The organism is Nonomuraea sp. NPDC049637, from assembly GCF_040675235.1.
Taxonomy (GTDB): domain Bacteria; phylum Actinomycetota; class Actinomycetes; order Streptosporangiales; family Streptosporangiaceae; genus Nonomuraea.
Genome location: NZ_JBFAOM010000009.1, coordinates 1 through 1,301, shown reverse-complemented (window position 1 = coordinate 1,301; position 1,301 = coordinate 1). Strand labels below are relative to the sequence as shown.

Annotated in this window: 1 protein-coding gene; it reads right to left on the bottom strand. The window is 68.8% G+C overall.

The window, feature by feature from the left end:
* Nucleotides 1-38: 38 nt before the first annotated feature.
* Nucleotides 39-1,259 carry a glycosyltransferase gene (locus tag AB0J71_RS14675; RefSeq protein ID WP_352330688.1) on the bottom strand — a complete coding sequence of 407 codons (1,221 nt, stop codon included), beginning with the start codon at nt 1,257-1,259 and terminating at the stop codon, nt 39-41.
* Nucleotides 1,260-1,301 lie beyond the last annotated feature (42 nt).

The window sequence follows — 1,301 nt, the reverse complement described above, 5'->3', positions numbered from 1 at the left end:
CATGGCCGGCGCCGGCTCCCACCGGGACGCGGAGGACCCTAGCTCTTGGACTTCTCCAGGGAGACCGCCTCAGCGGCCTCCTCGGCCGCCTTGGCGGCCACGTCGATCGAGCTCTCCTTGGTACGGCGGATGCCGAGGATGCTGATGAACAGCGAGGCGAAGATCGTCTGGAAGCTCATGACGAGCGCCGTGGCGGCCGGGACCACCATGCGCAGCGACTCGCGCGGGTCGAGCGCGCCGAAGCTGCGCACCTGCCAGTGGACCAGCGACATCACCAGGCCGACCAGACCGGCCAGCGCCAGCAGGCCGCCGACCACGAGGCCCTTCTCCAGGGTGACGATGTCGATGATCTTCCGGATCCGCCGCGACTCGGGCAGGAAGCCCTCCTCGGCCGCGTAGACCTTGGTGAACACCGCGAACAGCGCCGCCTGGAAGCCGATCACGACCAGCGCCGACGACCCGACCAGGGTGTCGACGTCGAAGGCCAGCTCGCCGATCTCCACCGGCCCGAACGTCAGCGCCGTGCCCGCGACCAGGCCGAGGACCATCAGGAACACGCCGGGGTAGAAGAACAGCCACTTGGGGCTGTAGAGCAGCAGGAAGCGCAGGTGGCGCCAGCCGTCGCGCCAGGAGCGCAGGTGGGGCGGGCGGGAGCGGCCGTCGGGCGAGAGCGTGGTGGGCACCTCGCGCACGTCGAGGCCGGACAGCGTGGAGCGGACGACCATCTCGGAGGCGAACTCCATGCCGCCGGTCTGGAGGTGGAGGCGCAGGATCGAGTCGCGCCGGAAACCGCGCAGGCCGCAGTGGAAGTCGCCGATGGCCGACGGGAAGAACAGCCGGCCGATGAACGACAGCACCGGGTTGCCCAGGTAGCGGTGGAGCGGGGGCATGGCGCCGGGGGCGATGCCGCCCTTGAAGCGGTTGCCCATCACGAGGTCGGCGCCGTCGCGGAGCTGCTCGACGAACGGGAGCAACGAGGTGAAGTCGTAGGAGTCGTCGGCGTCGCCCATGATCACGTACTTGCCGCGGGCGGCGCGGATGCCGCCCATGAGGGCGTTGCCGTAGCCCTTCTCGTCGACGTGGACGACACGGGCCCCGGCATCACGCGCGAGCTGCTGCGAGCCGTCCGTGCTGCCGTTGTCGGCGATCAGGACTTCCCCTTCGATTCCGTGCTCCTCCATGCACGCCAATGCCTTGCGCACACAGACTTCCACGGTCTCCGCCTCGTTGAGGCAGGGCATGACCACCGTCAGTTCCACGTCTCAACCCTTCAGTAATAAGGCTCTTCCAGTGAACCATCA